Origin of the sequence: Microbacterium terricola, from assembly GCF_027943945.1 — a bacterium.
GTDB classification, from domain to species: Bacteria; Actinomycetota; Actinomycetes; order Actinomycetales; family Microbacteriaceae; genus Microbacterium; species Microbacterium terricola.
Window position 1 is genome coordinate 3,157,404 of record NZ_AP027141.1, and the last position, 23,593, is coordinate 3,180,996.

A 23,593-nucleotide genomic window follows, 5' to 3' on the forward strand; every position below is an offset into this window, starting at 1 on the left:
GCGGGGTGAGCAACTTGCGCTTGGTCCGCGTGCCGTCGTTGGCCCATGCAGAGTACGCCGACGCGTCGATCGTCGGAGCGGGCAGCGAGGTCATCCTCCTGGCCGGCGTGTGCCAATTGGACGAGGACGGCGTCGTCGTCTCACCCGGAGATGTCGCGGCGCAGACCCGCGCGGCTCTGGAGAACATGGATGCTGTCCTTCGCCGGTGCGGGGCGGCCCTGGAAGACGTGGCCTTTCTCCGGATCCTCGTGGCGACCGACGAACCGAACGACCTCGGCCTCGCGTGGACGGTCGTACGCGAGCACTTCGGCCGTCATGAGGTGCCGGCCACCTTGCAGGGGGTCTCCGTACTCGGATACCCCAACCAGCTGGTCGAGATCGAGCCCATCGCCACCAGATCGCCGGGCTGACGCGGACCTCCACCGAGCAAGCGGGCGCTGCCGGACCCTTGTACGGCCCCGTGGAGGCGCCAGTATGCTCTGCCCATGGCCCTGCTCCCACAGTCACGCGACGGTCGCACCGCCTTGCTGATCGTGGTGGGGGCTGCTGTCACGACAGTGACCCTGTGGGCCGGCTTCTTCAGCCTCACCGGATGGCTGGTCGATTCCGGCGACCGCGCCGCTCCCCGGGCTCAGAGCGACTTCTTCGCGAAGGCCGTCGACACAGCCGCTGACACAGATCAGTCGGCCACCGATTATCCGACCGCGGCAGAGCTCGAAGCGGCCGCTGTCCGTGAGCCGCTCGTGAGGCAGCTGCTGCACCTGGCCGGTGACGAGGAATCCCAGCTCGTACACACCATCGACGGAAAGCCGAACGGATACGCCTCATTGGTGATCGGCGCGCCCCTCTCGAACGAGGTGACTCTGCGCTGGAAGGGAGAGCTCCCGCCGTCGGTGCGGACATTCATCGCTGAACATCCCGAGGTGACCGTGCACCTCGTGGACGCGCCGCATTCCCTGGTGGAGATGAGCAACGCACGCGACAAGGTCACTCGCGAGCTCGACGCTCGACTGGGGGCAGCGGGGTCGCTTCTGGCAGTCGGACCGGACAAGTTCGGAACCGGGATATGGGTAATGATCAAGACCGACGACCCCGAACTCACGGAAGCTGCCGCGCGCGAGACCCTCGCCGCCATCACATCGATTCCGGTCGTTGAGCTCGAGCTGACGGAGACCGGGGTCACCCTGTACTAGGCCGACGAGGCGGCACACCATCGATCCGCACCCCGGTCGTAGGCTGTGCGCGTGCCGGATCCCATGCATTTCGAGGCGCACGCCGAGGACTACGCCCGCGCGCGGCCGCCCTACCCGGATGCGCTGTGGGACGATCTGCGGGATCTCGGGATGCTGACTCCCGGCCTTCGTGCTCTCGACCTGGGAGCGGGGACCGGGCAGGCGACCAGCCGCTTGCTGGCAGCCGGATTGCGGGTGACGGCGGTGGAGCCCGGGCCCCAGTTGGCGGCGCAGATCCGGACCTCATTCCCGGAGGCACCGGTGATCGTTTCGCGGGCCGAAGACCTGAGCCTTCCCGCGGGATCGTTCGATCTCGCGGTGGCCGCAACATCGATCCACTGGATGGACCTCGACGTCGTCCTCCCGAAGGTGCGGAGACTCCTTTCGCCCTCCGGAGTCCTGCTGGTCTGGCGCAACGTCTTCGGCGATCCCGACTTCCGCACCCCGTTCCGGGATCGGATAGTCCAGATCGTGGCGGAGCGGACGGCGCCCCCGCGCCCAGGACCAGACGCCCAGGACTGCGTCGCCACAGCGGCTGCACTCACCGAGACGGGTCTGTTCCGGGTCGTTGACACCTTCACGTACCGGTGGAGCATCGATCTCGACGAACACGAGGTTCGCGCGCTGTTCACGACCTTCAGCGACTGGTCGCTCGACGAGGTGGGCCGGGCGGCAGACGCGGTGAGGGAACTGGGCGGGACGGTTCTGGAGCACTACTCCTCGTGGTTGATCGTGCTGAGACCGACTGTGGCAGCCACGGCGTGATGTGCAATAGCATCCCTCCACACGGTGGCCCCCCAGCTTCGGGCTCCTGGTCGCGTCTGCCGTTGACTCGGCAGCGCGCGTGAAGGGGACCTCGTGAGGGCGAACGCTGGTGGAAGGTGGGCGGTGATGGCCGCCCTTGCGGTCTCGGCGGGCATGCTGGCGGCGTGCGCAACGGGTGCCGAGCCTCCGGCGGATGCGTCGGGTCGGGAACTCGGGGCGAAGTATGGCGCCTGCACGTCACCGCCGGGTGAAGTGTCCTTCACGCCCACCGAGTACCTCGCCGCCACAGCCGATTGGCTCGCCGTCGCGAAGGTCGTGGATGCCGGCAGGTCTACCCGGGCGGAGGGGCAGACTCTGCCAGCGGTCATCCTCGATGACTCGGCGCACGAGCAGCGCGTGCAGATCCACACCTCGTTCTGGCCAGGCGTCGAGTGGACCCTCGCTCACGGCGGTCAGGTCTGGTTCGCGATGGCAGACCCCGACCTCTTTCCGGCCGACATGGTCGACTACGTGCTGGCCGTCACACCCTCCGGAGAGGTGTTCTTCCCCGGATCGTGCATCGACGACAGGATCAGCATCCCGGTGCATGAAGCCCTCGGGGCGGACGCTGACGCGGTGCTTGCGCGGTTGCCGCGCGTCGAGCACGCGGACGTCCGTGCGCACCTCGGGTTGGCTCCGCTCGAGTCGGACGAGGAACAGCCGGTGATCCTCAACCCCCAAGACGCCGACCCTGCTCTGCTGGAGCGGCTGACTCCCATCGCCGTGCGCATTCACATCTCCGAACCGGTGGGGGACGGAAGCCTCACCATCTGCTCCCGGATCACGGAGGGCTGGAACGACTGCGCCCGCGCTGACGCGGACGCCGTCGACGGCACCATGATCAGCGGTTACATCGGCGACGATCGGGTGATCGAATTCTGGTTGATGGACGACATCGCGGACACCAGCAAGCCGCTGGCCAAGCTCGGAACGGTCACCATGCCGGCAGACGCTGAGGTCCTCGATGTGCACATCGAGACCTCCGCCATCTCGGACGACGGCGAGGTCACCGGGTCGAATCTCGTCACACTCGCGGGATAGCGCGACGACATTGCGCCTCCCCTGTCTTGAGAAGGTCGGTCCCGCTAAGGTCGCGAATGTGAAACGACTGTGGCCGCTCCTCCTCGTCGGCGTGATCCTGGCTGCGGTCGGGTTGGTGTGGACCCTCCAGGGTCTCAACGTGCTGGGCGGGTCCGCGATGAGCGGCTCCGCGCTGTGGGCAACGATCGGCCCGATCGTCCTCATCGCCGGGGTGGTCCTCGTCATCGTCGCGATCGTTGCTCGCCGCCGTCGCGGTACGCGCTGAGCCGAAGCCGACGATGCGCTGATGCTGCTCGTCATATCCGGGCTGCCCGGCACTGGCAAGAGTGCCCTCGCCGCCCGGGTCGCCCAGGCGGCACACGCCGTGCATCTCTCGATCGACACGATCGAGGACGCACTCATCGGCGCCGGGATCCCCGCGTCCTGGACGACCGGCGTCGCCGCCTATGAGGCGGTCCGCGCCGTCGCCGAGCAGAACCTGGAGCTCGGTCACACCGTCGTCGTCGACGCGGTCAACGACAGCGAGATCGCCCGCGACACGTGGCGTCGCGCCGCGGCTGCGACCCGTGCGCCGCTCACCTTCATCCTCCTGACCCTCGATGATGCCGTCGAGCATCGTCGTCGACTTGAGGATCGCCATCGCGATCTGCGCAGCATCCAAGAACCCACCTGGGATGACGTGCGCACGCGGCAGGCGGAGTTCGAGCCGTGGGCGGGTGAGCACGAGCGCCTCAGTGCTCATGCACCCCTCGATCAGCTCGTCGCCTCCGTCCTGCACCTCATCGACCGGGACTGATCCGCGCGCGACACGTCTGGCGCGTCGCGGAGTACGCTCGCCACCATGGCCGAGGAAGATCCGGTGACGACCAACCCGGAGCATTACCGCACGATCTTCGAGAACGAGTTCGTTCGCGTACTGGAGTACACCGACGAGCCGGGCGAACGCACGACTCCTCACGTGCACCCGAACAGTGTGATGGTGACTCTGTCCGACTTCCAGCGCCGGCTGCGCACCGATTCTGGAGAGCGAGACTTCGACATCCCTGCCAATCAGGCGATGTGGTTGCCTGCCCAACGGCACGCGGGCGAGAACATCGGTCAGTCCGCAACGCACACCATCTTCGTCGAACTCAAGGGCGAGGCTGCGGGCGCCGTCGATGGTCGTGTTCTCGGGCCGGGCAGGTAAGCCTCCGTGCCCCTCGCGCGAACACTGGCGGTCACTGCCGCACTGGGGAGCGTTGTTGTCGCGCTGACCGCATGTGCCCCCGATCCGCAACTCATTCTCGGCGCGGGCCCGTCGGGAGGAAGCACCGCCATCTGCGTCGGAGAATTCTCCGAACCGATGACGTTCGGCGAGCCGCTCCGGCTCACTGGAGGTGCTCCGGACGTCACACTCGTCCGGGCCGACCTGGTCGACGCTGAGGGAGTGCGCGTGGTCGAGCAGGCCGCAGCACGGGCGGTCCTCCTCGCGGATGGCACTCACCTGGGTGTCGGATCGCTATACGTGGACGACGGCGACGAGGCGTGGGATGGCCGAGTTCCGCTCGACGGGACCGTCGTCAGCGATGACGGGGGCGAGACCTGGTTCGTCGCGCTCGCGCTGGAGCGCACAGGGGACATCGCCGGAGGGTTCGCGGCCGTTGATCTCACATACGAGGTGAACGGGGAACAGCACGTGGCCCGTGGCACACAATCGATGTCCTTCCCCGCCACAGGCGAGGATTGCCCCTGACCCTGGATGGTTGAGAATGGCGATCGGGCTGCAGCTCCAGTGGTTGTCTGGCAGAGTGCAGGCGTGCCGTCACCCCAGTCGCTGAGCGAAGAGGATCGCCGACGGGTGGCGGCGTGGGCGGCCGACTGCGCCGAACGCGTCCTGCACCTGTTCGAGGCCGAGGCACCGGCCGACGACCGACCCCGAAACGCCATCGCGCGTGCCCGGGCATTCGCGCGCGGCGAGCTCTCGACGGCGGGAGAGATCCGGCAACGATTCGTCGCCGGCCGCGCCGCGCACTCGGCGACATCACCCGCGGGCGTCGCCGCTGCCCGTGCTGCCGCCCAAGCAGCCGGTGTCGCGCACATGGGTGCACATGCTCTCGGCGCGGCGGCGTATGCCGCGCGAGCGGCCGGGTTTGCGGCCGACGGGGCAGTCCACGAGCTGGAATGGCAACTCGCGCACCTGAGCCCGGAGGCAGCGATTGCGCTCCGGCAGCTCCCACCCCTGGGCGATGACACGGCCGGGCCACTCGGCCCGGGTCTGCTGGCTTCCGGTGACCTCGGCGAGCACATCAGACGAATCCAGGCGGACCTCCTCCGTACCAGGGACGATCCGAGAACTCTGTGGGACGCAGAGGCGGAGACCTTCGATGACGCGCCCGACCATGGCTTGCTGGATCCGGACATCCGTCGCGCGTGGGCGCACCTGCTGCTCCCCCTGATCGGAGGCCGCGGGCGCAGGATCGCCGACCTCGGGTGCGGCACCGGAACTTTGTCTGTGCTGCTGGCCACGGAGGGCGGACATCTCGTCACCGGGGTGGACTTCTCGCCGGAGATGGTCCGCCGCGCCAGGGAGAAGGCCAGCGACACAGCACCGGAACCCGAGTTCATCGTGGGCGACGCGGCGGACCCGCCGCTCCCGCTCGGGGGCTTCGATGTGGTTCTCTCTCGCCACGTACTGTGGGCGATGCCGGATCCGGCCACCGCACTGCAGACCTGGCTCGACCTGCTCACTCCCACCGGCATCCTCATCCTCGTGGAAGGCCAATGGCACACGGGAGTCGGACTCTCGGCCGAGGAGTGCTTCGCACTCGTCAGCGCCAGCCGCAAGAACGTGGAGATACGGATGTTCGATGACCCCGCCTATTGGGGCGGCCCCGTCTCCGACGAGCGGTACCTCATCGTCAGCACGCCCTGAGGCACTGCTGCGCATCCCGGAGGATTGAGAGATGCGGATGCATCCGGATCAGATACCCATCGATGCTCACATCGCGCGAGCGTTGATATCCGAGCAGTTTCCGGAGTGGGCGGATCTCGAGGTCACCGCGGTGTCCGGCAGCGGCACGGTCAACGCGATCTTCCGTGTCGGGCAGGGGATGGCGGCGCGATTCCCGCTTCAGCGCGCGGAGCCGGATCTGGCCAGGCGAGCGCTCGAGCAGGAAGCTGCGGCGATGACCGAGTTCGCCTCTGCGAGTCCGGTCGCCTCGCCGATCCCGGTGGCCCTGGGCCGTCCGGGCGGGGCGTATCCCATGCCGTGGTCGGTACAGACCTGGCTGGATGGTGACGTCGCAACGCCGATCAGCGTCGCGACCTCCACCGCCGTCGCGCGGGATCTCGCCGACCTGATCCAGTCGCTGCGCGCGGTGCCGACCCGAGGCAGGACCTTCCGTGGGACAGGGCGGGGAGGCGACCTCCGCGCCCACGATGCGTATGTGCAGGAATGCCTCACCGAGGTGGAGGGCTTCCGCGACGCCGAACCGCTGCGCGCATTGTGGTCACGACTCCGCGGTCTTCCTGACGGCGCAGCGCACGTGATGACACACAGCGATCTGACTCCCTGGAACATCCTGATCGACGAGCGCGTGCGCGGCGTGCTGGACGCGGGATGCTTCGGCCCCGCCGACCCCTCGCTGGACCTCGTCTGCGCGTGGCACCACTTCGACGCGCCGGCACGAGCAGTGCTGCGCGACGCTCTGTCGGCCGATGAGCTGGCATGGCAGCGCGGCGCGGCGTGGGCGTTCCAACAGGCGGTCGGCCTCGTCTGGTACTACCGCACCACCAACCCGCCGATGGCTTGGCTCGGTGAAACCACACTCGCGCGGCTCCTCGCCGACGACGACGTGTCGGGCACGAGATAATGGCCCCATGTCCTCCTCCGTCGAACGCCAATCCAACCCGACTGCCTGGGCCGCGTTCTGGGTAGCGCTGGCCGGCCTCGTGCTCATGCCCATTCCGCTCTTCATCGGACTCATCGTGGGCGGCGGACTCTCCATCGTCGCCGCGGTGCTCGCCGTGATCGGCCTCCTCAAGGGACTCGCGCGCAACGGCAAGGGCATCGGTCCCGTCGTCTTCGCCGCGATCTTCATCGCGCTCACGTGGGGCGGCATCTCCATCGGCGGCGGCGTCGTCTGGTAGATCGACCTCCGGCGCCGACGATCTGGTATCAGGCGCCCGGCGCCTTCAACCAGATGCTGTCTTCCATCACCTGACACGGGAATCGCGTGACGCACCTGTAATCGCGTGCCTCGTTGAACACGGCCCGGTAGGCGCCCAGCGTCTTGCCGGTCTTGGCGCTCTTCCACTTCACCTTCACGATCATCCGCATGTAGAGCGACTTCGTGGGGATCACGAACCAGTCGTGCGAGGTCACCGATGAGGTGCCCTTGGGAATCGTGTAGGCCTTGGCCCGTGTGGCGTGTGTGTACCACCCGTTGTCATAGCGCTGCAGGTACCAGGTCACCGAGACACGTTGAGCGGACGTCGTGGCCGAGGACCGGTTGATCTTGTTCTGCGGCGCGATCAGTGCGGGATTCCAGACGCAGTTCGGATACCGGATCCCCCCGATGTAGATATAGCCGACTCACTGCTGGTAATGCGTCCCCTGGATCTGGTCCAGGACGACGACCTTCCCCGGTTTTTGCGCCCCGGTAGTAGGTGTAGGCATCAGCGGGCGCGGCGCTGGCCGTCGACATCGCCACCGCCAGAACCAGCGCCGAAATGACCGACATCGCTGCACGCCACCGAGACGCAACTCCGCGCTCTTCTTGCATGGTGTCGGTTTACACCCGCGCCAACCGGGTGTCGACCCCACTTGCACGCCATACTTGCTGGATGCCCCACTCCCGCCAGCGAAGGCAAGTCCGACCGTGACGACAGATGCGGACCCGACCGCACCATCAGACACCGCCCCGGCGATGGAGCCCGACGCGCGTCGCGTCACCGTGCTGCTCGTCGGCGTAGCCGCGACGGTCGCGTTCGTCCTCCTGCGACTCGTGGTCGCGTTCGGGGGCCACAAGCCGCTCCCGATCGACGTGTGGTGGCACGACCTGATGGTGGCCACACTCACCGACACGGGCGTGGTGATCGCCTGGATCCCGGCCATCGTCGGCGGCACGATCGGCATGGTCGTCGTCGGAATCGTGCTCGTGGCCGTCTTCGCCCTGCTCAGAAGATTCTGGGATGCGGTGACCCTCGCGGCCGTGATCGTCGTGGTGGTCGCGATCGGGGCCCCGATGGCCGCCGTCATCGCGCGCGTGCGCCCTGCCGACTCGCTCGCCGAGAGCGTCGCCACCTCATTCCCGTCCGGGCATACGGCAGTCGCGACCGCGCTCGCCATGACGCTGGGGCTGCTCCTGCGGCGCTGGTACGTGTGGGCGCTCGGGGCGGTCTGGGTCGTCGGGATGATGTGGAGCCGAACGTATCTGCATGCGCACTGGCTCAGCGACGTGATCGCCGGAATGCTCGAGGGGATCGCGGTCGCGGCCTTCGTGTGGTTCGCGATCGAGGCGCTGCGCGACCGGCGTGCAGCGCGTTCGCCGGCCGCCGCGCCGGTCGGATCCGGATCCGACGGGCCGGCACACGAGCAGGGAGATACGCTACGCCAATGAGCACCCCGAAATCCGTCGCCCGCGCGACCGAAGGCTCGACACCGTTCCGCGTCCTGGCGCGCATCGGCTACGTCGTGCTCGGCATCCTCCACATCGTCATCGGCGTCATCGCGATCTCCATCGCGAACGGGGGTGGCGGCGATGCCGACCAGGGCGGCGCCATGGAGCAGATCCAGAAGGCGCCCGCCGGCCGTGTCCTGCTGTGGGTCATCGTGATCGGGCTCACCGCCCTCGCGATCTGGCAGATCGCCGACGCCTTCCTCGAGCGCGACCCTGACACGAAGAAGAAGTGGGGGCACCGCCTCAAGTACGTGGGCACCGCGGTCGCCTACATCGCCATCGCGATCACCGCGCTCGTCTACGCCTTGGGCGGCCGGTCCGATTCACAGGGATCGTCGCAGACGTTCAGTGCGAAGGTGCTCGCGAGCCCCGCCGGGGTTTTCCTGCTCGTCCTCGTCGGACTGATCGTCGGTGCCATCGGCATCGCCTTCATCGTCCGCGGCTTCACGCGCGCCTTCGAGAAGCACCTCGACCTTCCTGCGGGCACCGCCCACCGCGGCATCGTCACGTTCGGTGTCGTCGGCTACGTCGCCAAGGGCATCGCGATCGCCGTCACCGGCATCCTCTTCATCGTCGCCGCGTTCACCCACGACCCGAAGGCTGCCGGCGGATTGGATGCTGCGCTGCACACCCTGGCCGGCCTGCCCTTCGGCCCGATCATCCTGTGGATCGTGGGAGCGGGCCTCGTGATCTACGGGATCTTCTGCTTCGCCCGCGCCCGCTACGCCAGGATGTAGCCCGCGCCGGTCAGTACCGGGCGGAGAACCCGCCGTCGGTGTGGAGCAGCTGACCGGAGACCCACCGCCCCTCCTCGGACAGGAGGAACGACGTCACGGCCGCGATGTCGCCGGGGGTCCCGAGTCGGCCGAGCGGGTGGTGCGGAACCATGCCGGCGCGGAGGTCGGCATCCATCCATCCGGTGTCGATCGGGCCCGGGTTGACCACGTTCGCCGAGATCCCCCGTGGTCCCAGCTCCCGAGCGGCCGAGATCACGATCCGATCGAGCGCTCCCTTGGATGCGCCGTAGGGCAGGTTGCCCGTCGTGTGGTCGCTGGTGAACGCGACGATCGCACCTCCGCTGCTCGGGATCTGCCGTGCGAACGCGGCGATCAGCAGCAGGGATGCGCGGGCGTTGACGGCGACGTGCCTGTCGAAGCTGTCGGCGGTGGTGTCGAGGATGCCGGACTCGACGTCGTGCGCGTGGCTGAGAACGAGGCCGCTGAGGGGGCCGCGTGCGGATGAGACCCGTTCGATGAGCCGCTCCGGCCCGTCCGCGGTGGAGAGGTCGCACGGATAGTCGCCGCCGTCGAGGTCGCTGGTCGCGACATCCCATCCGTCCGCGAGCAGCCGGGGGACGACACCGGCCGCGATGCTGTCGGGGCGCGCGGCGCCCGTGACGAGAACCAGGCTCATCGCTTCGCGCAGTCCATCGCTACTCCGCGTGCGCGCTGTGGTCCTCGACGTCGGGGACCGCCCGCAGCACGTCGGCGATCTCCTCCTCGGGTCGCGGCGCGATGTTCTCGTCCGCCTCGAGTTCGGGGATGGACGGCTCGCCCGGTCCGGGCACATGCCCCTGGGCGGCCCGTTCGCTCTCTGAAACCACGGCGCATCCTCCGATCAACGTCACTCCCCACAGGGTATGCCGTCACACGGTGGCGCTCACCCGGCTCAGCCGACGGGCTCGGCCGCGCCTCGTGCCGCACGGCCGGACGCGCGCACCGCGCCGATGCTCGCGGTGATGACCAGCGCGATCCCGAACAGCTCGAGCCACGACAGCTCCTGCCCGAGCAGCAGGAACCCCGCCAGCGAAGCCGTCGCGGGCGCAAGGCTCATCAGGATCGCGAAGACCGCGGCGGGCAGCCGCCGGAGCGCGATCAGCTCGAACGCGTACGGGATCGTCGACGAGAGCACCGCGACCGCGGCGCCGACGGCGAGGATGTCGGGTCGCAGCAGCATCCCCTGCGCCTGCGCGATGCCGAACGGCAGTGAGATGACCGCGCCGACGGTCATGGCCAGCGCCAGCCCGTCGAGCCGCGGAAACTCGCGGCCCACCCGCGCCGACGCGAGGATGTAGAGCGCCCAGCTCGCGGCCGCCCCGAGCGCGCAGAGCACGCCGACCGGGTCGAGGTGATCCCACCCGCCGCCGCCGAGCGCGAGCACGCCGGCGAAGGCGAGAGCCGCCCACAGCCACGCCGAGGCACGGCGGGCGGCGACGATCGACAGCACGAGGGGGCCGAGCACCTCGATGGTGACCGTGACCCCGAGGGGCAGTCGCTCGAGGGCGAGGTAGAACAGGCCGTTCATCAGGGCCAGCACCGCCCCGAACTGCACGACGGCGCGCCATCCCGCCCGCGTGTGCCCCCGCAGCGAGGGGCGCGCGATGAGGAGCAGCACGATCGCCGAGAACACCAGGCGCAGCATCACCATGCCGAGCGGCCCGACCTTGTCGAAGAGCCCCACGGCGAGCGCAGCGCCGATCTCCTGGCAGGCCAGGCCCGCGATCACCAGGAGGATGGCGGGCGTCGAACGCTGCGCCACCGGTCAGTCTTCGGGGGCAGAGCAGATCGCGGCCTTGGCGATCTTCTTGTGCTGCTCGTCGGCTGTCCAGGGCAGGCCCGCGTCGGGCGCAGCCTCGCCGCCGGCGGCCGGCGCCTTCGACGCGATCGCCGCCAGTTCCCTGGCCAGGTAGGCGGCCATCTTCCCGCCGGCGGCGGAGTTGTTGAGCGTGACGACCACGGTCAGCCCCGACTCCGGGTCGGCGAACGCGGCGGTGCTGTGGCCAGGCACGGCGCCGAACTGCCCGACCAGCGAGCCGAAGCGCACCGTGCCACCGGCACGGCGGTCCCAGGTCGGCGCATCCGCGGCGGGTGCGTAGGGGGTGTCGTACCGGTCGACGCCGTCCGCCATCAGCGAGCCGACCGCGAGCGCCTGCACGTAGCGGTGGAGGTCGTCGACCGTGGAGACGACACCCGAGTCGGTGTAGCCGATGCTGGGCGACATCCCCGTTACGTCGGTCGGCTCTGCGCACTGGTAGCCGCCGTCGACCTTGCGCGAGTACAGCCCTGTGAGCATGCCCGCCGGGTCGGTCGCGGAGGATGCCGCGGCCGGCAGCAGGGTGTGCTCGAGGTCGAGAGGCCCGGCGAGGTACTGCTCGAACAGGTCGTGTGCGGGCGTCCCGGTCGCGCGTTCGAGGGCCAGACCCAGCAGCAGGTACCCGGCGTCCGAGTCGAGGTACCTCGACCCGGGGATCGCATCACTCGACTTGCCGAGCCCGTAGCTCGCCAGCTCCAGCGGCCCCCAGACGCGTGCGGGCGTCTGCAGCCAGGTGGCGAGCAGCAGCGGCGCGTACGACCCCACGCCCGACGTCGAGTCGCACAGCTGGCGCAGCGACACATCCGCGAGGCTCGCCACCCCGCCGACGTAATCGGTGACGCTGTCATCGGCGTCGAGGACCTTGCGTGCGTCGAGGATGTACAGCACGTCGCAAGTCATGCTCCGGGTGACGTCGGCGACCGGGAAGGTGAGGTCCGCGGTGACGGGGGTGTCGTCGGTCGGGGACTGCGTGCCGATGCCGTCGACCCAGGAGCCGCTCCAGGGCGCCCAGACGCCGACGATCGCTCCGGTGGACCCGGTGGCGGTCATCGCGGCAGCGACAGCATCCTGCAGTCGCTGTCCGGTCTCATCGGGGAACCCGCCGTCTGCCTGCGTGGGCACGTCGATCGGGACGCTCTCCGCGTCGGCGCAGCCGCTGAGGCTGACGGCGATCGCGAGGCACGCCACGACAGCGGCGATGGCGCCGCGGCGGCCGGAGAAGACGCGCAATGGATCACCCCCCGATGACTCCCCTAGATTCAAACACACGCCGCTCACCCGCCGTTCACGCCGACCGTAGTCTGGGGAGATGACCCACCGTTTCGACGCAGACGCGCTCGCGGGCGTCCTCGGCCACATGAACGACGACCACGCCGACGACAACCTTCTGATCACGCGCGCGTTCTCGCTCGACGCCCAGATCGTGGCGGCTGAGATGACCGATTTCGACGGCGACGGCGGGCATTGGCAGGCGAGCCTCGCGGACGGTGCGACGCTCGATGTGCGCGTGCCGTGGCCCGGCGGGCCGATCACCGAGCGCCGCGAGGTGCGCCGAGAGATCGTCGCACTGTACGACGAGGCGTGCCGGGTGCTGGGCGTGGAGCCCCGTCCGCACGCCTGATTCCGCTCGCCACCCCTCTCGAAACAGGTGGTTAGGTTTAGCTAAGCTGAAGGTATGATGGGGCGCATGAGCGACCCGATCCCGTTCTCCACCGCCCTGCGCGAGCGCTCCAGCACCGCCCACTCGTCGAGCGAGGGTGCCGGCTTCATGTCCGACCTCATGAAGGGCGAGGGCACGCGCGACGACTACATCGCGCTCGTCGCGCAGCACTGGTTCATCTACGACGCCCTCGAGGCCGTGACCGACCGGATGCGTCACGACCCGATCGCGTCGGTGTTCATCAGCGAGAAGCTCACACGCGTGCCCGCGCTCGAAGCCGACCTGGCGTTCCTGCTGGGTGACGATTGGCGCGAGCAGATCACTCCGCTGCCGACCACCCAGCGGTACGTCGACCGCATCAACCGCGTGGGCGCCACGTGGGCCGGTGGCTTCGTCGCCCACCACTACACCCGGTACCTCGGCGACCTGTCGGGCGGCCAGTTCATCGGCAGACTGATGGCGCGGCGCTTCGGCTTCGAGACCAACGGCATCGGGTTCTACATCTTCAACGACATCGCCGACCCGAAGGCGTTCAAGGACGTCTACCGCGAGCAGCTCGACGCCGCACCGTGGGATGCCGCCGAGCAGGAGCGCGTGATCGACGAGGTGCTCGTGGCGTACCAGTTCAACACCGACCTGTTCATCGACCTCGCTGCCGCGAAGGCCGAGTCCGCCTCGCAGGTCGCCTAGCCTCATCACGACCCGGAGGCAGGCGGATGCTGCGCCTCAGTGCGCGCGCATGAAGCGCTGCACGTCGGGGTCGACGCGGATGTCGCTCGGTCGCAGCGGACGCGTCAGGTAGAGGCCGTCGAGCGAGGTGAGCCGCGACAGCGCGACGTAGGTCTGCCCCGGGGCGAAGGCGCCGGAGCCGAGGTCGATGATCGCGCGCTCGTAGGTCTGCCCCTGCGACTTGTGGATCGTCACCGCCCACGCCAGCCGCAGCGGGAACTGCGTGAACTCGGCCACCACGTCGCGGGTCAGCGACCGCGAGCCGGGGTCGTAGGCGTAGCGGAACTTCTCCCACACAGCCGGTTCGACGTCGTGCTCCTCGCCGTCGACCTCGACGCGGACCGTCTCGCCGGCGATGCGCGTGACGGTGCCGATCGTGCCGTTCACCCACCGCGGCGGCTCGGGGTAGCGGCCGATGTCGTTGCGCAGGAACATCACCTGCGCACCGACCTTGAGCTTGAGCTCCATGTCGGCCGGGTACCCCGCCTCGCCGCGGCCGAAGTCGCCGCTCACCTCGGCCCGCGCCGTCTGCGAACGCCCGCCGAGCGCCTCGAGGTGGCGGCGGTTGATGTTGTTGACGATGTCGTTGCGGGTGGCCAGCGTGATGATCGGCGTCTCGCCTTCCGCCGGCTCCGGGGGCGTGCGGGCACCCGTGTCGTTGAGCACCTGGGCGATGTCGGCCGTGACGCGGCCGTGCCTGACGGCGTTCAGCATGGCCTTGAACGCCGGGTCGGCTTGCCGGTGGATCTCGGTCAGCTCGCGGATGTTCAGGTGTGATCCGTACGGACCGAGCTCGGCGAAGCCCTCGAGAGAGGGCGCGGCGGCGAGCGCTGCCTCCGACCCCGCCCACACACGGGCGTCGAAGAACCAGAACGAGCGGTAGTGATCGCGCACATACCGCATCTCGTCGCCCCGCGGAGGAACCGGAGCGAGCTGGTACGGATCGCCGAACATCACCACCTGCACGCCTCCGAACGCTTCGGCGCGGCGGCCCCTGGCCTGCCGGAGTGAGCGGTCGATGGCATCCATGAGGTCGGCGTTGACCATCGAGATCTCATCGATCACGAGGGTGTCGATGGCGTTCAGGATCTTGCGCGCCGGCTCGGACTGCTCCAGCTGGCTGTCGGCGATGAGCCCGATCGGCAGGCGGAACAGCGAATGGATCGTCTGCCCCTCGACGTTGAGCGCGGCGACGCCGGTCGGAGCGCAGATGGCGATCTGCTTGCTCGTGTTCCAGGCCAGATGCTGGAGGAGCGTCGACTTTCCGGTGCCGGCGCGTCCCGTCACGAACACGTGCTCCCGGGTGTCCTCGATCAGCCGGAAGAGGGCCTCCTGCTCGGCGGAGAGGGCAGGGGAGGTCACCGACTCATGGTAGCCGTGGCCGCGCCCGCGCCCGGCGGCGCCTCCCGGTGTCGTCCCAGCCCGCTGTTCCTAGACTGGTGCCGTGACTGAGGATGCGAAGCAGGCGGAACCCCGCCGACACCGGCATCTGGCGCGAGATCTCGTCCTCATCTCCCTCTCCTGTGTCCTGCTCCTCGGCGCCCTCGGCGCCGGTGCGGTCACCGTGTACCGCCAGTTCTACAGCCCCACCGCGTTCGTGCAGCACTACCTCGACCTGCTGGCCCACGGCCGTGCCGCCGATGCGCTGACCATCGCCGGGGTGGCGGTCGACTCGACCGACCTCGATGCCGCGGGCCTCGACCCGGACGCATCCGACGCGCTGCTCCGGCGCGCCGCGCTGGCCTCCCTCGACGACATCGAGATCACCGAGGAGCGGGTCGAGGGCGACACCGCCTTCGTCACCGTCGACTACACCGCCGGCGGCTACCCGGGCAGAACGACGTTCGAGGTCGCCCGCGACGGGATGATCGGCGTGGTGCCGGCCTGGCGGTTCGCGACGAGCCCGCTGGCGGTGCTCGATCTGACCGTGCAGGGCTCGATGGCGTTCGATGTGAACGGGTTCGAGCTCGACAAGCGCCAGGTCTCGCCGGAAGGCGTCGACGCCGACCCGCGTGCACCGCTGTCGATGCTGGTCTTCTCCCCCGGCGCCTACGCGGTCTCGGTCGACACGGCCGTCTCGGCCACACCGGGCGTGGCCGTCCTCTCCGACAGCCCGTTCACCGACGTCGCAGTCGAGGTGCAGGCCGAGCCCACCGACGAGTTCGTCGCGGTCGTGCAGGACCGGGTGTCGGAGTTCCTCAGCAGCTGCGCCACCCAGCAGGTGCTGCAGCCGACGGGCTGCCCGTTCGGCTACTTCGTCGAGGACCGCATCGCCTCCCTGCCGGCCTGGGAGATCACCGATCAGCCGCGCGTGAGCGTGCGCGCCGACGGCGCCGACTGGAAGATCCCCTCCACCGAGGGCGTCGCCCGCATCTCGGTCCAGATCCAGTCGCTCTTCGACGGCACGATCCGCGAGGTCGTCGAAGAGGTGCCCTTCGTCGTGACCGGGGCGATCAGCATCCTGCCCGACGGCGCGGCGTCCATCCAGGTCACGGGCGTCGACACCCGCTGAGCGGCGGTCAGCCGCGCGTGCGCGCGTCGCGCTCGGCCAGCGCCGCCAGCCGCGCGTTGTAGGCCTCGAGCTCGGCGTCGCCCGTGCGATCGGCGTGCCGGTCACTGCGCCGCTGGTTGCGCTCGTCGCTGCGACTCCACTGGATCGCGACGGTGATCGCCAGGATCAGCGTCGGGATCTCGCCGATCGACCACGCCACGCCTCCGCCGACGTACTGGTCCTGGAGCGGGGTCGCCCCCCAGGTGCGGCCCATCGCGCCGAACCATTCCGCGACCATCAGCCCGGACTGCATCATGATCGCGATGCCGAAGAACGCGTGCATCGCCATCACCGCGATGAGGATGAGCAGCCGGAACGGGTAGGGCGCGCGGTACGGCACCGGGTCCACGCCGATCAGCGAGAGCACGAACAGGTAGCCCGTGATGAGGAAGTGCGCCGTCATCCACTCGTGCCCGATGTGGTCGTACAGCGACCAGCGGAACAGGTCGGTGTAGTAGAAGATCCACAGCGACCCGATGAACAGCGCGGCGGCGACGAACGGGTTGGTCACCACCCGCGAGACCGGCGAGTGCACGGCCCAGAGGATCCATTCGCGTCCTCCGCGCGTACCGTCTTCGCGCCTGCGGATCGCGCGGGCCGCCAGCGTCACCGGCGCCCCGGCGACGAGGGCCAGCGGGATCGCCATGGTCAGCAGCATGTGCCCCACCATGTGCACGCTGAACAGGTAGTCCTGGTACGCGTTCACCGGGCCGCAGGTCACCCACACGAGCAGCAGCATCCCGATCGTCCACAGGATGGTGCGGTGCATCGGCCATCGGTCGCCGCGACTGCGCAGTCGCCACACGCCGGCGAAGTAGAAGAACAGCCCGAAGCCGGCGGCGAAGGCCCACAGCAGGTCGATCTCGGTGGCGGTGAACCAGCGCGAGAGCGTCAGCTCCGGCGGCAGGGCCGATCCGGTGAGGATCTGCGCCGGCGTCTGCACGGAGGGCAGCTCGGTGCCGCCGGGCGGCGGCGTCTGCGCGAGCGCGGCGGCGGCGCCGCTCGCGACGCCCATGAAGGCGAGCTCGAGGGCGATGAGCCCCCAGAAGCGGCGGGACGCCGCATCCTCTCCGACGCGGGAGATCAGCCGCCGCCGGTACCAGGCGCCCAGTAGCCCGAGTGCGATGAGCGCGACGATCTTGACGATGAGGATCACGCCGTACGGCGAGGCCAGGGCGGTCCAGTCGGCGAGGCCGACCACGGCTCGCACGGTGCCGGAGATCGCCACGACCACGAAGGCGACGAGCGCGATCGTCGAGTAGCGGCCGAGCACGGTGGCCATCTGCTGCCGGCCGACCACCGCGCGGACGACCACCATGAGCAGGAGCCCGCCGAGCCACACCGCGGCGCCGATGATGTGCAGCACGATCGCCATGGTGGCCGCGTTGTGGTTCGCCTCGTCGCCGGAGTGTCCGAGCGTGCCCATCGGCACGAGGGCGGCGATCGCGAGCAGGGCCACGAACAGGGTCGCCGTCCACGAGCGCACGGCGAACGTCAGCACCGTGAGCACGGCGGCGGCGATCGTCGTGATCAGCCAGGCCCGTCCCGGCTCGGTCTCGGTGAGGTAGCGGCCGAGCTGCGCCCCGAACTCGGGGGCGGCGCTGACAGCGGGGTTGAAGGCGTCGACGAACGTGAGGAACCCGGTCGCGGCCGCGGCCACCGTGAAGACGGCGGAGCTCAACGAGGCGAGGTCGAGTGACGCGTCGAACTCGCGGGTGCCGGCCTCCAGGGCGAACAGCGCGACGACCAAGGCGCCGACCGTCCCCGCGGCGGAGAGGTTGACGGCCAGCGTCGCGAGCGGGAGTCCCCAGCGGACGGCGGGGCCTGGATCGCCGATCACGAGCGGCGCGGCTCCCCCTCCGAAGGCGAGGGCCCATATCGCGGTGACGAGCGCGGCGACCACCAGGATGAGGGGGCCGATGGCCCGCAGCGCGCGGGGCGAGATCCCGCCGGCGGCCGCTGTGCGCGGCGCGTCGGCACCGTGCGGGGCGGGCGTGGGGATCACTGATCCAGCCTAGGCGACACGCAGAAGGGGGATGCCGCGAGTCGCGGCATCCCCCTTCGAGGCGGTGTGCGTCAGATTACTTGACGGCGGCCTTCAGCTTCGAGCCCGCGGTGACCTTGACGCGCTTGCCGGCCGGGATCTTGATCTCGGCGCCGGTCTGGGGGTTGCGGCCGGTACGGGCCGAGGTGGCGACCTGCTCGAACGAGAGCCAGCCGGGGATCGAGACCTTGTTGCCGGCGGCGACAGCGTCGGAGACGGTCGAGAAGAGCGAGTCGAGAACGCTCGACACCTTCGCCTGGCTCTCACCGGTCGCGCTCGCGATGCTCGCAACGAGCTCGGTCTTGGTGATGGTCTTGTCGGCCATGTTGTTGTCCTCCAGGCGGCGGAACCGTCGCCATCTTCATTGCGGGAACCGGAGCGCTCGTGCCTCCGGCTGGTCGGTACGACCGACCCCGAATATACCCACGTTCCGCGGAATCACGCGGATTTCACGGCATTCGGGGTCATCTTCACGGCGTGTCGGGGGTCTGCTGTGACGAATGTGGCCGATGTGACGGCGCGGGCGGCTCAGGCCGCGGCAGCCAGCACGCCCCGCGCAGTGCGTGCGAAGGCGACGGCCACGCGGTCGCTGCCGTCGAGATACCCGCCGACCAGGGCGGCGTCGCGGAGCAGGACGAGGGATGCTGCCACCTCCGCGGGCTCGGTCAGCCCTGCCGCGGTCGCCAGCTGCTCGAGGGTCGCCCGGAACCACTCGCGGTGGTCGCCGATCAGCGCGCGCACGGGTCCATCGTCGGGGTACTCCGCCGCGGCGTTGATGAAGGGGCAGCCGCGCGTGTGTCGCTCACGGATGTCCTGCTCGATGCCCGCCACGACGAGATCGAGCAGCACGTGGGGGTCGGAGGACTGTCCGGCCGCAGCGGCGAAGAGGGTGCGCAGCTGCGCGTCCTCCCCCTGCAGGTAGGCGAGGACGAGCCCTTCCTTGCCGGCGAACTGCTTGTACATCGTCGCCCTGGTGACGCCGGCGGCCTCGATGATGCGGTCGACGCCGACGGCGTGGATGCCCTCGTTGTAGAAGAGCTCGGTCGCCGTATCCAGCAGGCGCTGCCGCGCCGGCGAGATGCGGGGTGCCGCAGGCTCTGCGGCTGTGGTGGTGCTCATGTTTCCTCCTGCGGGACCATCGTGTCACTGATTTCGGGAATACTCTTGCGTAGATAGAACGTTCGGTCTACCATCAGGATTCATCAGCCGGAACAGACCGGCTCCGCGAACCGCACACAAAGCACCACCACACTCAAGGAGAAGGAAATGAACACCACCACCAAGGCCCCCATCGTCCTCATCCACGGTCTCTGGATGACCCCGAAGAGCTGGGACACCTGGGCCGAGCGCTTCCGTGCCGCCGGTCACGACGTGATCGTCCCCGGCTGGCCCGGAATCGACGACCGCACGGTCGAGGACATCCGCTCGAACCCCGCCGCGCTGAAGGGCGTCGGCCTCAAGAACATCGCCGACCACTACGAGGAGATCATCCGCGCACTGCCGCAGAAGCCGATCATCATGGGCCACTCGTTCGGCGGCGTGATCACGCAGATGCTCGCCGACCGCGGACTCGGTGTCGCGTACGTGGGTGTCGAGCCGGGACAGACCGCCGGCGTCACCGCCCTCCCGGCATCCACTCTCTGGACGGGGACCCCGATCCTCTCCAACCCCTTCGGCCGCAACGGCGCCAAGCCGCTCAGCAAGCGCCACTTCCACTTCACCTTCGGCAACGACCTCCCGCGCGCCGAGTCCGACAAGATCTGGAAGGACTACGCGGTCAACTCCTACAACCGGGTGTTCTTCGAGGGCGTCACCTCGGTGCTCAACGAGAAGGGCGGCGTCACGCACGTCGACTACGGCCGCACCGACCGTGCTCCGCTGCTCATCCTCACCGGCGAGATCGACCACGTCGTGCCCCCGGCCATCGGCAAGGCGATCGTGAAGAAGTACCACGCCAGCGGCAGCCCCGCGACGGTGGACTACAAGGAGTTCCCGGGTCGCACGCACCGCATCGTCAGCCAGGACGGGTGGGAAGAGGTCGCCGACTACGCGCTCGAGTGGGCCACGTCGCACGCTGCGCAGACCGCCGCAGCCTGACCGCCGCGAAAGGCCCGGGACTCGATGATCCCGGGCCTTTCGCGTGCCCGGGGCTCGCGCCGGCGGCTCCCGCCTCGGCATCACCGTCGCCGAAACTCCTGTTCTGGCGCACACAGGATGCTGGATGCCGGAAACCTCCTGTCTCCGCCAGAACACCTGTTTTGGCGGAGGGGGAGTGGTGGTTTTGGCAAAGCGGGAGTGCTGGTTTTGCAAAGAGGGGAAACGTCGGCAGGAGCGGGTGAACCCGGATGCCGGGGCTCAGTCGTGCAGGCTCCGGAGCGCGGCCACGACGTCGGCGTGCCACCGGCGCGCGGCGGGCAGCGCCCCGGTGAAGATCGCGACGTCGTGGGTCACTCCGAGGTAGCGGGTGCCACTGGCATCCACTCCGTCCTCCCGCAGCCGGGCCAGATAGGCCTCGCCGTCGCCGCGCAGCGGGTCGTATTCGGCGGTCAGCACGACGGCCGGCGGCAGATCCGCGTGCGAGGCGGCGCGCAGCGGCGAGGCCCGTGGGTCGCGGGCGTCCGCGTGGCGGGGAAGGTACGTGCGCGCGACCGACCGCAGCTCGCGCAGCGCGATCGGGGTGGGGATGCCGAGCGCCCGGGTCGCACGCAGGTCGAGGTGGCGGCCGGTCAGGTCGACGACCGGCACCTCGAGCAGCTGCAGGCGCAGGGGGAGCGCGTCGGTGTCGCGGTTGAGGATCGCGAGGGATGCGGCGATGTTCGCGCCCGCGGAGCTGCCGGCGATGCCGACGCGCTCCGGATCGATGCCCAGCGCGGCGGAGTTGTCGAACAGCCACCGCAGGGCGGACTGCGCCTGCTCGACCTGGGTGGGGAAGCGGTGCTCCGGCGCGAGCGCGTAGTCGACGGCGACGATCGCCACGCGGGCATCCGCGGCGCGGCGGCGGTAGCCGGCATCCGTCGTCGGATAGTCGATGCCGCCGATCCGGAAGGCGCCGCCGAAGAAGGCCAGCACGGCCGGAACGGCGGGACCGTGCAGATCGTCGCGGGGGTCGTAGACCCGGACGCGCACCGATGGCTGCCCCGGCACGGACACGGTGTGCTCGGTCGTGCGCAGCTCGGGTCCGGGCGTGCCGGCGGTGCGCAGCTCGGTGCGGTCCCACGCGAGCGCCGCCCTGCGGTGCTTCGCCCGCGCTCGCGCCCCGTGGCCGGCCGCCGATCCGGCCGCAGCGGCTGCCTCAGGGCGCCGGATGCCGGCATCCGCTCGCGCGGCTTCGCCACGGGCGCCGAACGGCCACAGCACCGCGAGGCGGACCTTCGCCCGGCCGAGCGCCTGGCCCAGCAGGTAGCGCCGATGCACCCGCAGGCGTTCGGCGAAGAAGGGGTCGAGCGGCATCCCTCCATCATCCGACATGCCGCGACGGGCGAGGCCGCTGTCGCGCGGACACGAAGGTCACCCGGACACCGAGGTCACCCACACACCGAGGTCACCCAGACCAGGTGTTCCGGCGTACACAGGACGATGGATGCGGCAACCTTCCTGCCTCCGCCAGAACACCTGTTCGGGCGGGTGGTGGAGGGAGGAGGCAAGACCGCGGAAATGCAGAAGGCCCGGAACTCCAGGGAGTTCCGGGCCTTGCGCTGTCGGTGCTTACCAGCTCGACTTGGTCACGCCGGGCAGCTCGCCACGGTGTGCCATGTCACGGAAGCGGACACGCGAGATGCCGAACTTCGTGAGGACACCGCGGGGGCGGCCGTCGATGACGTCGCGTGAGCGCACACGGGCGGGCGACGCGTTGCGGGGCAGCTTCTGCAGGCCCACGCGAGCGGCTTCGCGCTGCTCGTCGGTCGAGTCCGGCGAGACGAGCGCCTTCTTCAGCTCGGCGCGCTTCGCGGCGTAGCGGTCCACGACCACCTTGCGCTGCTCGTTGCGCGCGATCTTGCTCTTCTTAGCCATGGATCAGCGCTCCTCTCGGAATTCGACGTGCTTGCGGACGACCGGGTCGTACTTCTTCAGCACGATGCGGTCGGGGTTGTTGCGGCGGTTCTTGCGCGTCACGTAGGTGTAACCCGTGCCGGCGGTCGAACGCAGCTTGATGATCGGACGTACTTCCTGAGCCTTCTTGGCCATCAGAACTTCACACCCTTCGCGATCAGGTCCTTCACGACCGACTCGATGCCGCGGGCGTCGATCACCTTGATGCCCTTGGCGGACACGTTGAGCGAGATCTTACGACCGAGCGACGGGACGAAGTAGGTCTTCTTCTGCACGTTCGGGTCGAAGCGGCGCTTCGTCCGGCGGTGCGAGTGCGAGATGCTGTGACCGAAGCCGGGAACCGCTCCAGTCACCTGGCACACTGCTGCCATAGTGATGTCTCCTTAATACCGTGAGGCCGGACGGCCCCACCCAAGATCCCTTGTCTGCGTCTCGTGACACACGAAACGCGAACTGCGTGCTGGAGTGCGCGCAGACAAAGAGTCAGTCTAGCACGGTCGAGGTGGCACCCTCAGCGCCCCGCCCCCACCGGAAGGGCGACACCGTCGGGTCGCCCGGGAGCCAGAAGCGCCAGGGGAACGCGGCGGTGCCGGCCACACCTGCGACCCCTACGCGCGGGCCCGTCGCCACCGGTCCGACGGGGTCGACCGCCAGTTCCAGCCGGGCGACCGCCCCGGCCAGCGGCTCTCCGTCGATCGCGTCGATGCCGTCGTGGACAGGATGCCGGAGCCCCACCGCATCACCGAGCCGACCGGGCCCGCGCGCGAGGTCGCGCGGTGCGCGCACGACACCGCGGCGGTCGAGGCGACGGCGGGTGGCAGCATCCGCCCCTTCGAGCACCTCACCGCCGCGCAGCAGCACTCCGCCGGCGACGCCGACCGGGCCGCACACCACGTTCACGCAGGAGTGGATGCCGTGGCTGAGGTAGACGTACAGGTGCCCCGGTTCGCCCCACATCGTGGCGTTGCGGGCGGTGGGTCCCATCCGGGCGTGCGAGCCGGGGTCGGGGATCCCGCCGGTGCCCCTGCCGTGGTACGCCTCGACCTCCGTGAGCCGCACGACGACGCGCTCCCCGCCGATCTCGGTGGTCAGGTGCGCGCCGAGCAGCCGCGGGGCGACCTCGACCGGCAGGGCCTCGAGCTCGCCGCGTGTCGCAGGACGCAGCTCCGGAGAAGGCATGCGTGGAGTCTATGCACGATGGGGGTCACCCCCGGGGGACGATTCCGCCAC

At 69.5% G+C, this 23,593-nt stretch carries 31 protein-coding genes; 17 read left to right on the forward strand and 14 right to left on the reverse strand.

Annotated features, from left to right (window positions below; genetic code table 11):
* Positions 1-5: 5 nt before the first annotated feature.
* From Microterr_RS14975 to Microterr_RS15030, 11 genes are all read left to right on the forward strand, one after another.
* Positions 6-410, forward strand: coding sequence for a RidA family protein (locus Microterr_RS14975; protein ID WP_263797017.1), 405 nt, complete (start codon positions 6-8; stop codon positions 408-410).
* Between the two features lie 75 nt (positions 411-485).
* Positions 486-1,193, forward strand: coding sequence for a hypothetical protein (locus Microterr_RS14980; RefSeq protein ID WP_263797015.1), 708 nt, complete (start codon positions 486-488; stop codon positions 1,191-1,193).
* Positions 1,194-1,244: 51 nt separating this feature from the next.
* Complete coding sequence (locus Microterr_RS14985; RefSeq protein WP_263797013.1) at positions 1,245-1,997, forward strand: class I SAM-dependent methyltransferase; 753 nt, start codon at positions 1,245-1,247, stop codon at positions 1,995-1,997.
* A 126-nt stretch (positions 1,998-2,123) separates the two neighbouring features.
* Positions 2,124-3,077 carry a hypothetical protein gene (locus Microterr_RS14990; protein WP_263797012.1) on the forward strand — a complete coding sequence of 318 codons (954 nt, stop codon included), beginning with the start codon at positions 2,124-2,126 and terminating at the stop codon, positions 3,075-3,077.
* A 58-nt stretch (positions 3,078-3,135) separates the two neighbouring features.
* Positions 3,136-3,342 (forward strand): hypothetical protein, encoded by a 207-nt coding sequence (locus tag Microterr_RS14995; protein WP_318528817.1) that lies wholly within the window; start codon positions 3,136-3,138, stop codon positions 3,340-3,342.
* 21 nt (positions 3,343-3,363) lie between these two features.
* On the forward strand, positions 3,364-3,873 hold the full coding sequence (locus Microterr_RS15000) for a P-loop nucleotide/nucleoside kinase family protein (RefSeq protein ID WP_263797011.1): 510 nt from the start codon (positions 3,364-3,366) through the stop codon (positions 3,871-3,873).
* Between the two features lie 45 nt (positions 3,874-3,918).
* Positions 3,919-4,263 (forward strand): cupin domain-containing protein, encoded by a 345-nt coding sequence (locus Microterr_RS15005; RefSeq protein ID WP_263797009.1) that lies wholly within the window; start codon positions 3,919-3,921, stop codon positions 4,261-4,263.
* A gap of 156 nt (positions 4,264-4,419) precedes the next feature.
* Complete coding sequence (locus Microterr_RS15010) at positions 4,420-4,809, forward strand: hypothetical protein (RefSeq protein ID WP_263797008.1); 390 nt, start codon at positions 4,420-4,422, stop codon at positions 4,807-4,809.
* A 63-nt stretch (positions 4,810-4,872) separates the two neighbouring features.
* The gene (locus Microterr_RS15500) at positions 4,873-5,988 is read left to right on the forward strand and encodes a class I SAM-dependent methyltransferase (protein WP_318528816.1); all 1,116 of its coding nucleotides are present in this window, start codon (positions 4,873-4,875) and stop codon (positions 5,986-5,988) included.
* A gap of 31 nt (positions 5,989-6,019) precedes the next feature.
* Positions 6,020-6,928, forward strand: coding sequence for a phosphotransferase (locus Microterr_RS15025; protein ID WP_263797007.1), 909 nt, complete (start codon positions 6,020-6,022; stop codon positions 6,926-6,928).
* Between the two features lie 7 nt (positions 6,929-6,935).
* The gene (locus Microterr_RS15030) at positions 6,936-7,205 is read left to right on the forward strand and encodes a hypothetical protein (RefSeq protein WP_263797005.1); all 270 of its coding nucleotides are present in this window, start codon (positions 6,936-6,938) and stop codon (positions 7,203-7,205) included.
* Positions 7,206-7,233: 28 nt separating this feature from the next.
* On the opposite strand, the gene Microterr_RS15035 is transcribed toward Microterr_RS15030, so the two are convergent.
* On the reverse strand, positions 7,234-7,530 hold the full coding sequence (locus tag Microterr_RS15035; RefSeq protein WP_263797004.1) for a hypothetical protein: 297 nt from the start codon (positions 7,528-7,530) through the stop codon (positions 7,234-7,236).
* A 406-nt stretch (positions 7,531-7,936) separates the two neighbouring features.
* Between Microterr_RS15035 and Microterr_RS15040 the strand changes: the two genes are divergently transcribed.
* Positions 7,937-8,677: a phosphatase PAP2 family protein gene (locus tag Microterr_RS15040; RefSeq protein ID WP_263797003.1), complete on the forward strand. Its 741-nt coding sequence runs from the start codon at positions 7,937-7,939 to the stop codon at positions 8,675-8,677.
* A complete protein-coding gene (locus tag Microterr_RS15045) occupies positions 8,674-9,474 on the forward strand; it encodes a DUF1206 domain-containing protein (protein ID WP_263797002.1) in 801 nt (266 codons plus the stop codon). Before Microterr_RS15040 ends, Microterr_RS15045 begins: the two co-directional genes overlap by 4 nt.
* A gap of 10 nt (positions 9,475-9,484) precedes the next feature.
* Here the strand turns inward: Microterr_RS15045 and Microterr_RS15050 are convergent, their stop codons facing one another.
* The 4 genes from Microterr_RS15050 to Microterr_RS15065 all read right to left on the reverse strand — a co-directional run bounded on the left by Microterr_RS15050 (position 9,485) and on the right by Microterr_RS15065 (position 12,559).
* Positions 9,485-10,150, reverse strand: a complete 666-nt coding sequence (locus tag Microterr_RS15050; protein ID WP_263797001.1) for an SDR family oxidoreductase — start codon at positions 10,148-10,150, stop codon at positions 9,485-9,487.
* Positions 10,151-10,169: 19 nt separating this feature from the next.
* Entirely contained in the window at positions 10,170-10,340 is a 171-nt protein-coding gene (locus Microterr_RS15055; RefSeq protein ID WP_263796999.1) for a hypothetical protein, read from the reverse strand.
* A gap of 65 nt (positions 10,341-10,405) precedes the next feature.
* Positions 10,406-11,275 carry an EamA family transporter gene (locus Microterr_RS15060; RefSeq protein WP_263796998.1) on the reverse strand — a complete coding sequence of 290 codons (870 nt, stop codon included), beginning with the start codon at positions 11,273-11,275 and terminating at the stop codon, positions 10,406-10,408.
* A 3-nt stretch (positions 11,276-11,278) separates the two neighbouring features.
* Positions 11,279-12,559, reverse strand: a complete 1,281-nt coding sequence (locus Microterr_RS15065; protein WP_263796997.1) for a serine hydrolase domain-containing protein — start codon at positions 12,557-12,559, stop codon at positions 11,279-11,281.
* A 79-nt stretch (positions 12,560-12,638) separates the two neighbouring features.
* Here Microterr_RS15065 and Microterr_RS15070 point away from each other — a divergent pair, with 79 nt between their 5' ends.
* Together Microterr_RS15070 and Microterr_RS15075 are read left to right on the forward strand one after the other, a co-directional pair.
* Complete coding sequence (locus Microterr_RS15070) at positions 12,639-12,950, forward strand: DUF2470 domain-containing protein (protein WP_263796995.1); 312 nt, start codon at positions 12,639-12,641, stop codon at positions 12,948-12,950.
* Between the two features lie 66 nt (positions 12,951-13,016).
* Positions 13,017-13,679 (forward strand): biliverdin-producing heme oxygenase, encoded by a 663-nt coding sequence (locus tag Microterr_RS15075; protein ID WP_263796994.1) that lies wholly within the window; start codon positions 13,017-13,019, stop codon positions 13,677-13,679.
* Between the two features lie 36 nt (positions 13,680-13,715).
* Here Microterr_RS15075 and Microterr_RS15080 read toward each other — a convergent pair whose 3' ends face one another.
* Positions 13,716-15,080 carry an ATP-dependent DNA helicase gene (locus Microterr_RS15080; protein ID WP_263796993.1) on the reverse strand — a complete coding sequence of 455 codons (1,365 nt, stop codon included), beginning with the start codon at positions 15,078-15,080 and terminating at the stop codon, positions 13,716-13,718.
* A gap of 82 nt (positions 15,081-15,162) precedes the next feature.
* Between Microterr_RS15080 and Microterr_RS15085 the strand changes: the two genes are divergently transcribed.
* On the forward strand, positions 15,163-16,230 hold the full coding sequence (locus Microterr_RS15085; RefSeq protein ID WP_263796991.1) for a hypothetical protein: 1,068 nt from the start codon (positions 15,163-15,165) through the stop codon (positions 16,228-16,230).
* Positions 16,231-16,237: 7 nt separating this feature from the next.
* On the opposite strand, the gene Microterr_RS15090 is transcribed toward Microterr_RS15085, so the two are convergent.
* The 3 genes from Microterr_RS15090 to Microterr_RS15100 all read right to left on the reverse strand — a co-directional run bounded on the left by Microterr_RS15090 (position 16,238) and on the right by Microterr_RS15100 (position 19,432).
* On the reverse strand, positions 16,238-18,214 hold the full coding sequence (locus tag Microterr_RS15090) for a bifunctional copper resistance protein CopD/cytochrome c oxidase assembly protein (protein WP_263798866.1): 1,977 nt from the start codon (positions 18,212-18,214) through the stop codon (positions 16,238-16,240).
* Positions 18,215-18,350: 136 nt separating this feature from the next.
* Positions 18,351-18,638, reverse strand: coding sequence for an HU family DNA-binding protein (locus Microterr_RS15095; RefSeq protein ID WP_263796990.1), 288 nt, complete (start codon positions 18,636-18,638; stop codon positions 18,351-18,353).
* 203 nt (positions 18,639-18,841) lie between these two features.
* Positions 18,842-19,432: a TetR/AcrR family transcriptional regulator gene (locus Microterr_RS15100; RefSeq protein ID WP_263796988.1), complete on the reverse strand. Its 591-nt coding sequence runs from the start codon at positions 19,430-19,432 to the stop codon at positions 18,842-18,844.
* A 147-nt stretch (positions 19,433-19,579) separates the two neighbouring features.
* On the opposite strand from Microterr_RS15100, the gene Microterr_RS15105 reads away from it, so the two are divergent.
* On the forward strand, positions 19,580-20,410 hold the full coding sequence (locus Microterr_RS15105) for an alpha/beta hydrolase (protein WP_263796986.1): 831 nt from the start codon (positions 19,580-19,582) through the stop codon (positions 20,408-20,410).
* Between the two features lie 258 nt (positions 20,411-20,668).
* On the opposite strand, the gene Microterr_RS15110 is transcribed toward Microterr_RS15105, so the two are convergent.
* The 5 genes from Microterr_RS15110 to Microterr_RS15130 form a co-directional block, all read right to left on the reverse strand.
* Positions 20,669-21,763 (reverse strand): alpha/beta hydrolase, encoded by a 1,095-nt coding sequence (locus Microterr_RS15110; protein WP_263796984.1) that lies wholly within the window; start codon positions 21,761-21,763, stop codon positions 20,669-20,671.
* A 255-nt stretch (positions 21,764-22,018) separates the two neighbouring features.
* On the reverse strand, positions 22,019-22,324 hold the full coding sequence (gene rpsN / locus Microterr_RS15115; RefSeq protein WP_191764850.1) for a 30S ribosomal protein S14: 306 nt from the start codon (positions 22,322-22,324) through the stop codon (positions 22,019-22,021).
* Between the two features lie 3 nt (positions 22,325-22,327).
* Positions 22,328-22,498, reverse strand: a complete 171-nt coding sequence (rpmG, locus tag Microterr_RS15120; RefSeq protein ID WP_263796983.1) for a 50S ribosomal protein L33 — start codon at positions 22,496-22,498, stop codon at positions 22,328-22,330.
* A complete protein-coding gene (rpmB, locus tag Microterr_RS15125) occupies positions 22,498-22,734 on the reverse strand; it encodes a 50S ribosomal protein L28 (protein ID WP_263796982.1) in 237 nt (78 codons plus the stop codon). Before rpmB ends, rpmG begins: the two co-directional genes overlap by 1 nt.
* 112 nt (positions 22,735-22,846) lie before the next feature.
* Positions 22,847-23,542, reverse strand: coding sequence for a DNA-3-methyladenine glycosylase (locus Microterr_RS15130; protein ID WP_263796981.1), 696 nt, complete (start codon positions 23,540-23,542; stop codon positions 22,847-22,849).
* Between the last annotated feature and the right edge of the window lie 51 nt (positions 23,543-23,593).

Excerpts from the sequence above, each read along its gene's own strand:
- Microterr_RS14980 (WP_263797015.1), top strand. The coding sequence starts at position 486 with ATGGCCCTGCTCCCACAGTCACGCGACGGTCGCACCGCCTTGCTGATC.
- Microterr_RS14990 (WP_263797012.1), top strand. The coding sequence starts at position 2,124 with ATGGCCGCCCTTGCGGTCTCGGCGGGCATGCTGGCGGCGTGCGCAACG.
- Microterr_RS15000 (WP_263797011.1), top strand. The coding sequence starts at position 3,364 with ATGCTGCTCGTCATATCCGGGCTGCCCGGCACTGGCAAGAGTGCCCTC.
- Microterr_RS15005 (WP_263797009.1), top strand. The coding sequence starts at position 3,919 with ATGGCCGAGGAAGATCCGGTGACGACCAACCCGGAGCATTACCGCACG.
- Microterr_RS15010 (WP_263797008.1), top strand. The coding sequence starts at position 4,420 with ATGACGTTCGGCGAGCCGCTCCGGCTCACTGGAGGTGCTCCGGACGTC.
- Microterr_RS15025 (WP_263797007.1), top strand. The coding sequence starts at position 6,020 with ATGCGGATGCATCCGGATCAGATACCCATCGATGCTCACATCGCGCGA.
- Microterr_RS15030 (WP_263797005.1), top strand. The coding sequence starts at position 6,936 with ATGTCCTCCTCCGTCGAACGCCAATCCAACCCGACTGCCTGGGCCGCG.
- Microterr_RS15045 (WP_263797002.1), top strand. The coding sequence starts at position 8,674 with ATGAGCACCCCGAAATCCGTCGCCCGCGCGACCGAAGGCTCGACACCG.
- Microterr_RS15050 (WP_263797001.1), bottom strand. The coding sequence starts at position 10,150 with ATGAGCCTGGTTCTCGTCACGGGCGCCGCGCGCCCCGACAGCATCGCG.
- Microterr_RS15070 (WP_263796995.1), top strand. The coding sequence starts at position 12,639 with ATGACCCACCGTTTCGACGCAGACGCGCTCGCGGGCGTCCTCGGCCAC.
- Microterr_RS15075 (WP_263796994.1), top strand. The coding sequence starts at position 13,017 with ATGAGCGACCCGATCCCGTTCTCCACCGCCCTGCGCGAGCGCTCCAGC.
- Microterr_RS15095 (WP_263796990.1), bottom strand. The coding sequence starts at position 18,638 with ATGGCCGACAAGACCATCACCAAGACCGAGCTCGTTGCGAGCATCGCG.
- Microterr_RS15100 (WP_263796988.1), bottom strand. The coding sequence starts at position 19,432 with ATGAGCACCACCACAGCCGCAGAGCCTGCGGCACCCCGCATCTCGCCG.
- Microterr_RS15105 (WP_263796986.1), top strand. The coding sequence starts at position 19,580 with ATGAACACCACCACCAAGGCCCCCATCGTCCTCATCCACGGTCTCTGG.
- Microterr_RS15110 (WP_263796984.1), bottom strand. The coding sequence starts at position 21,763 with ATGCCGCTCGACCCCTTCTTCGCCGAACGCCTGCGGGTGCATCGGCGC.
- rpsN (WP_191764850.1), bottom strand. The coding sequence starts at position 22,324 with ATGGCTAAGAAGAGCAAGATCGCGCGCAACGAGCAGCGCAAGGTGGTC.
- rpmG (WP_263796983.1), bottom strand. The coding sequence starts at position 22,498 with ATGGCCAAGAAGGCTCAGGAAGTACGTCCGATCATCAAGCTGCGTTCG.
- rpmB (WP_263796982.1), bottom strand. The coding sequence starts at position 22,734 with ATGGCAGCAGTGTGCCAGGTGACTGGAGCGGTTCCCGGCTTCGGTCAC.
- Microterr_RS15130 (WP_263796981.1), bottom strand. The coding sequence starts at position 23,542 with ATGCCTTCTCCGGAGCTGCGTCCTGCGACACGCGGCGAGCTCGAGGCC.